Below are 5,993 nucleotides of genomic sequence, written 5' to 3'. Positions count from 1 at the left end.
CGGGCGGGCGGTTGGGGGGCGCGCGCGGGCGCGGCGCGGACCGCCGAGGAGCCCCGCCCCGTCAGCGGTGCTGGTCGACGAGCACGGGGTTGCCGTCGGGATCGATGACGATGAAGCTCCCGGGCCCCGACCCGCCCTCGTCGACCTCCGACACGAACGCGGCACCGGCCTCGCGGAGGGTCCGCTGCAGTTCGCGCACGTCGGTGAACGGGTCGACGTCGGCCGCAGCCTGGTCCCAGCCCGGGTTGAAGGTCAGCAGGTTGCGTTCGAACATGCCCTGGAACAGCCCGATCACGTGCGGGCCGTTCCGGAGCATGAGCCAGCCCTGGTCGGGATCGCCGCCGAACGCCTCGAACCCGAGGCGCCCGTAGAACTCCCGCGAGGCGGCGAGGTCGCTGACGGCGAGGCTGACGGAGAACGCACCGAGGTCCATCGCCCCAGTCTGCTCGCGTTCGCGGCGGCCCGGTACCCTCGTCAGCCGTCGAACGCGACCGCCCGGACGGGCGCGCCGTCGACGCCGAGCCGCAGCGGGAAGAACCCGACGCGCACCCGGTGCGGCAGGCCCTCGAGGCCGGCCACGTTCTCGACGATCAGGTGGTCGCCCCCGAGGAGCACGTCGTGCACGGGGAAGGAGGTCGTGCCCGAGGCATCCGTCGGGTCGGGGCTCAGGGTGTCGACCGCGAGCACGTGCACGCCGCGGGCGACGAGCTCGGCCGCGGCGGCCGGGTCGAGCGACGGATGCCGCAGCGCGCGTCCGTCACCGAACCACCGCCACCAGCCGGTGTCGATGACGGCGATCGGCGGCAGGGCGTCGGGCAGCACGCCGCCGGGGAGCGCCGCCGCGAGTTCGTCGAGCCCGTACGTCGCGTGGTCGGCGACGCCCTCGAGGTGGAACACGAGGGCGTCGCCGACGAGCTCGTCGAGCGCGACCTCGGCCATGGTCCGGCCGTCGGCGACGGTGTGCGCCGGCGCGTCGACGTGCGTTCCCGTGTGCGACCCGAGCTCGAGGGCGGTGACGGCGGCGCCGTCGCGGTCGAGTTCGAGCGCGGGGGAGAGGTGCACCGCCGGGTCGCCGGGGTAGACCGTCATGCCGTCGGCGATCGGGTGGCTGAGGTCGCGCACGGCGATCAGGCGTCCGTCGTGACGGGCTCGCGCGAGAGGTGCTCGCTCGGCTCCGCCTCGTGTGCGGCCCGCTCGCGGAGCGAGAGCAGGAGGTAGAGCACGAACGTCAGCACGAAGCCGGGGATGGTCGCGCCGATCGGCGTGGGCCAGACCCAGGTCCAGAGGTAGACCGCGACCGCGCCGACGACCCAGGCGAGCACGGCGAGCCAGTTCACGCCCCCGCGGTACCAGTAGCGTCCGCCGCGGGCGTTCAGGATCTCGCGGGTGTACGAGCCGCGCTTGACGAGGTAGTAGTCGACGATCATGATCGCGAACACCGGGGCGAACAGCGCGCCGATCGTCACGAGGAACGTCGTGAACTGCTCCAGCAGCCCGAAGAAGGTCGCGCCGACGATCGAGATCAGGCCGAGGATGAGCGCCGTCGGCAGGAACTTCACCTTCGCGCCGGGCACGGCGTTCACGACCGAGGTGACCATGCCGTAGACGACCATCGTGTTCGTGGCCATGACGGACGTGAAGATCACGACGGCGAGCGGCCATCCGAACGGCTCGACGATCGTCACCGGGTCGAAGGGGATCGCCTCGCCGCCCGAGAGCACCACGTACGAGATCGCGGTCGCGCCGAGTGACATGGCGATGATCGTCGACAGGCTGTAGCCGACGCCCGACCCGATGATGCCGGCCCGGCTGGTCTTCGCGAAGCGGTTGAAGTCGGCCGAGAGCACCGTCCACGAGATCGCGGTCGCGATGACGACGTCGAGCACGAGGATCGGGGTGTAGCCGATCGATTCGTCCACGGGGATCGCCTGGAACTCGGCGGGCGTGAACGTCGTGAACGCGGCGATGAAGATGAACGCCATGATGGCGAGCATGATCCCGGCGAGCCACGGCTCGATGCGCGCGATGCCCTCGTGGCCGAAGATCGCGAGGATCACGACGATCGTCTGGCAGACGACCGCCCAGATGACGGGGTTCGAGAACCCGGTGACGGATGCCACGAGGAAGTCGAGCGCGATGCCCGCGAGCATGGCCTGCACCCAGCTCCAGCCCATCAGGATCACGACGTTCGCCGAGACGGGGAGCAGGCTGCCTCGGGTGCCGAACGGGCCGCGCGTGAGGGCCATGGTCGGCAGGCCCGTGCGGGTGCCGATGTTGCCGACCGTGACCAGCACGACGGCGCCGACGAGCGTGCCGACGATGATGAGCAGGATGGCGAGGCCGTAGTCGATGCCGGGCACGAACAGGGTGCCGGTGAGCAGGGTGGTCACGACGAGGTTCGCCGCGAGCCAGATCATGCCGATGCGCAGCAGCGAGAGGCTGCCGCGCACGGGGCCGGCGTCGTCGGAGTTGCGTTCGAGGCGCTGCTCGAGGCGGGTGTAGAGCGACATTGCTGGTTCTCCTCGGGTGGGTTGGGGTCAGGCGACGGGGGCGCCGTCGGGCATGGGGGAGAGGTGCTCGTGCACGGCGATGAGGCCGCGGACGGGATCGGTGCGGAACGCGATGGTCTCCCGCTCGCGATAGGACTCGCGACCGTCGGGCGTCTCGACGGTCGTCGCGACCGAGTGCGAGAAGACCGCCCCGCCCGGGAAGGCCTGGACGGCTCGGTCGCTCGACTCGCACGAGACGACGCGCCAGCCGCCGCCGACCCACTCGTCCCAGAGTCGCTCGTAGGCCGAGCGCTCCTCGAGCCGCGCGGGCTCGGTGTGGAACACGAAGGTGGCGTCGGGTGCGAACGTCGCGAAGTAGCGGTCGCGGTCGGTGGCGGCGAAGGCGTCGACGATGGCGGATGCCGCGGCCTCGACCTCCTCGGTGGTGGGGGTGTGGACGTCGGTCATCCTGGGGCTCCTTCGCCGTGCGGGGACGTGGTGGGTGGTGTGGGTGTGCGGCGGGATACCGGCCGGTCAGTCGCGGGGCGCCATGGCGCTGATGAGCTCGTACGCGACGTGGCTCGCCGCGACGGCCGTGAGCTGGGCGTGGTCGTAGGCCGGCGCGACCTCGACGACGTCGGCGCCGACGATGTTCCGGTCGGCGAGGGCGCGCAGCATCCGCAGCAGTTCGCGGCTGGTGAGGCCGCCGGCCTCCGGCGTCCCGGTGCCGGGCGCGTGCGCGGGGTCGAGCACGTCGATGTCGATCGAGATGTAGAGCGGTGCGTCGCCGATGCGGGCGCGCATGCGCTCGATCGCACTCGCGACGCCGTGCTCCTCGAGGTACTCGCTCGTGACGATCGAGAAGCCGAGGCGTGCGTCGTCCTCGAGGTCGCTCTTGGCGTAGAGCGGGCCGCGGATGCCGACGTGCATGCTCGCGGTGAGGTCGATGAGGCCCTCCTCGCTCGCTCGGCGGAACGGCGTGCCGTGCGTGGTGGGCGCGCCGAAGTAGGTGTCCCAGGTGTCGAGGTGCGCGTCGAAGTGCAGCACCGCGACGGGGCCGTGCTGGGCGTGGATCGCGCGCAGCAGCGGGAGGGCGATCGTGTGGTCGCCGCCGATCGCGACGAGCTTCGTCGCGCGCTCCTGGAGCTCGCGCGCGCCGGCCTCGACCTGGCGGACGGCTTCGGCGATGTCGAACGGGTTCACGGCCAGGTCGCCCGCGTCGGCGACCTGCTGCGCGCCGAACGGGAACACGTCCTGCGCCGGGTTGTACGGGCGGAGCAGGCGCGATGCCTCGCGGACGTGCGCGGGGCCGAAGCGGGCGCCCGGGCGGTAGCTCACGCCCGAGTCGAACGGGATCCCGACGACCGCGACATCCGCTCGTTCGACCTCGTCGAGTCGGGGCAGCCGCGCGAACGTGGCGATGCCGGCGAAGCGGGGGACGACGCTGGCGTCGACCGGGCCGATCGGCGCGGATTCGGTGGGGGGTTGCATATTAGACAACTTCCGGTACTGTTGAGGAAACTTGCGGGACACGCTACGCCGACCGGCCCACCCGCGTCAAGGGCGACGGATGCCGCGCTCGCGCCACGAGACGAGAGGAGCCGACGTGCGCCCCCTCCATCCCTCCGCCGACGTCGGCGGCACGCCCATCGGCGCGAAGCTCCGCAGTACGCGCATCGCGCAGGGCCTCACGCTCGCGCAGGTCGCCGAGGCGACCGGCCTCAGCAAGGGCTTCCTCAGCCGACTCGAGCGCGACGAGACCTCGCCGAGCGTCGCCACCCTCGTGCAGCTCTGCCAGGTGCTCTCGCTCCCGGTCGGCGCGCTCTTCGCCGAGCCCGAGATCCAGCACATCCGCCGCGGGGATGCGCCCCGCATCAACCTCGGCGGCGTGCACGTCGAGGAGCACCTCATGTCGCCGCGCGGCGAGGAGCGCGTGCAACTCCTCCGGTCGTCCCTCGACCCCGGCGCCCACGGCGGCGCCGACCTCTACACCGTCAACTGCGACGTCGAGGTCATGCACGTGATCTCGGGCGCCGTCACCGTCCGCTTCGCCGACCGCACCGTGCGGCTCGAGTCCGGGGACGCGCTCACCTTCCCCGGGCGTGAGCCGCACACCTGGACCGCGGACGACGACGCCCCGGCCGAGGTGGTCTGGGTCCTGGTGCCGGCACCCTGGAGCGGCTCCGCCTGAGTTCCGACGGATGCCGCGGCATCCGTCGCCTCTCGGACGCACCGGGTCAAGGCCTGTGCTCGTGCGCGCACCGCCCCTAGGGTCGAGCCATGGTCCTCCGACGTCGACCCGCACGCGATCCCGATCCCGAACCGCCCACGGCCCCCGAACACGCGCGCCGCGGCGCGGGCGGCCCGATCTGGAACGACCGCCTCGGCCGCTGGTCGATCCGCAGCCTGCAGGTCCTCATCGTCGTCGCGCTCGGCGCACTCGGCGTGTGGGCGCTCACGCGGGTCACGCTCATCGTGATCCCGGTGCTCGTCGCGCTCATCCTCGCGGCGGCGGCCAGCCCGCTGATCGTGCTGCTGCGACGCGTCATGCCGCCGATCCTCGCCGCGTGGACGGCGCTCCTCGGCGGCATCCTCGTGCTCGGCGGGATCATCACGGCCATCGTGTTCGCCGTCCGATCCCAGTGGAGCGACCTCTCGGAATCCGCCGTCGCGGGCTTCGAGGACCTCGTCGACTGGGTGCAGACCCTGCCGATCCCGGTCGACCAGGCGCAGCTCGACGAGTGGCGCGACGGGATCCTCGACTTCGTCACGAGCGCGGAGTTCGGGCAGAGCGCCCTGACGGGGGTCTCGCAGGCGACCGAGTTCGTGACCGGGCTCGTGCTGATGCTCGTCGTGCTGTTCTTCTTCCTCAAGGACGGCGACCGGATCTGGGCGTTCTTCATGCGGCCCTTCACGGGCGAGCGGCTCGAGCGCGGCCGACGCGTCGGCGAGACCTCGGTCAAGGTGCTGGGCGGCTACGTCCGCGGCACCGCCATCGTCGCCTTCGTCGACGCGGTCGCGATCGGCATCGGCCTCGCGATCCTGCAGGTGCCGCTCGCGCTGCCCCTCGCGGTCATCGTCTTCCTCACGGCGTTCATCCCGCTCATCGGGGCGACGGTTGCCGGCATCCTCGCGGCGCTGGTCGCCCTCGTCGCGAACGGGCCGATCGTCGCGCTCATCGTCGTCGCGATCGTGATCGCCGTGAACCAGCTCGAGGGCGACCTGCTCCAGCCGGTCGTCATGGCCCAGTCGTTGAAGCTGCATCCGCTCGTCGTCCTCGTCGCCCTCACCGCCGGCACCATCCTCGGCGGCATCGCGGGCGCGGTGCTGGCGGTGCCGCTCACCGCCGTGGGCTGGGCGATCGTGAAGGTGTGGGATGCGCCCGATCCGTCGCTCGACGAGCGCAAGCACCTGCACCTCCGACGGCGGAGGGCCGTCGCCGACGAGTCGAGCCCGTCGCCGGCCGCGTGAGCCGCGGCGCCCGGGCGGTGCGTCGACCCGGCG

General features: G+C 72.0%; 7 protein-coding genes. 2 read left to right on the top strand and 5 right to left on the bottom strand.

Translation table 11 applies throughout. The annotated features are described in order from the left end of the window. Positions 1-61: 61 nt before the first annotated feature. From ESO86_RS10020 to speB, 5 genes are all read right to left on the bottom strand, one after another. Complete coding sequence (locus tag ESO86_RS10020; protein WP_129234769.1) at positions 62-433, bottom strand: VOC family protein; 372 nt, start codon at positions 431-433, stop codon at positions 62-64. Positions 434-474: 41 nt separating this feature from the next. Next, positions 475-1,122, bottom strand: a complete 648-nt coding sequence (locus tag ESO86_RS10015) for a cyclase family protein (RefSeq protein WP_242492309.1) — start codon at positions 1,120-1,122, stop codon at positions 475-477. Between the two features lie 5 nt (positions 1,123-1,127). Beyond that, positions 1,128-2,510 carry a purine-cytosine permease family protein gene (locus ESO86_RS10010; RefSeq protein WP_129234768.1) on the bottom strand — a complete coding sequence of 461 codons (1,383 nt, stop codon included), beginning with the start codon at positions 2,508-2,510 and terminating at the stop codon, positions 1,128-1,130. Positions 2,511-2,537: 27 nt separating this feature from the next. Continuing rightward, entirely contained in the window at positions 2,538-2,957 is a 420-nt protein-coding gene (locus ESO86_RS10005) for a YybH family protein (RefSeq protein ID WP_129234767.1), read from the bottom strand. Between the two features lie 66 nt (positions 2,958-3,023). Further along, a complete protein-coding gene (gene speB, locus ESO86_RS10000) occupies positions 3,024-3,980 on the bottom strand; it encodes an agmatinase (RefSeq protein ID WP_129234766.1) in 957 nt (318 codons plus the stop codon). A gap of 115 nt (positions 3,981-4,095) precedes the next feature. Between speB and ESO86_RS09995 the strand changes: the two genes are divergently transcribed. Both ESO86_RS09995 and ESO86_RS09990 read left to right on the top strand, forming a co-directional pair. Continuing rightward, positions 4,096-4,680, top strand: a complete 585-nt coding sequence (locus ESO86_RS09995; RefSeq protein ID WP_242492308.1) for a helix-turn-helix domain-containing protein — start codon at positions 4,096-4,098, stop codon at positions 4,678-4,680. An 89-nt stretch (positions 4,681-4,769) separates the two neighbouring features. Further along, the gene (locus ESO86_RS09990) at positions 4,770-5,960 is read left to right on the top strand and encodes an AI-2E family transporter (protein WP_129234764.1); all 1,191 of its coding nucleotides are present in this window, start codon (positions 4,770-4,772) and stop codon (positions 5,958-5,960) included. The last annotated feature ends 33 nt before the right edge of the window (positions 5,961-5,993 follow it).

It is taken from the genome of Agromyces binzhouensis, assembly GCF_004135055.1.
In the GTDB taxonomy this organism is placed as follows: Bacteria; Actinomycetota; Actinomycetes; order Actinomycetales; family Microbacteriaceae; genus Agromyces; species Agromyces binzhouensis.
The sequence above is the reverse complement of the archived record's forward strand: the minus strand, read 5'-3'. Positions and strand labels throughout refer to the sequence as shown.